This window comes from Sedimentibacter sp. B4 (genome assembly GCF_000309315.1).
Lineage (GTDB): Bacteria > Bacillota > Clostridia > Tissierellales > Sedimentibacteraceae > Sedimentibacter > Sedimentibacter saalensis.
On the sequence record NZ_CANG01001082.1, the window covers coordinates 1 to 219 of the forward strand.

General features: G+C 71.7%; 1 protein-coding gene. It reads left to right on the plus strand.

Features of this window, described 5'->3' with window-relative positions; translation table 11 throughout:
- A partial coding sequence (locus tag BN358_RS29640) for a DUF2332 family protein (protein WP_157593590.1) occupies positions 1 to 219 on the plus strand: 219 nt, incomplete at both ends.

Genomic DNA, 219 nt, shown 5'->3' on the forward strand with positions numbered 1-219 from the left:
TGTTCCTCGCCTTCTGTGCCGACCACTCCGCAGAGGTTCGCGAGCTGGTGGCGACCCGGCTACCCCAGACCAACGAGGTCGGCCGCGCGTCGGTGCTGGTCGCGGCCCTGGGGGAGTGCCTCGGGGACCCCGGCCCACCTCGACATCGGCGCCAGCGCCGGGCTCAACCTGATGCTCGACCGGCTCGCCTACAGCGACGGCCACGGGTGTTGGGTGATC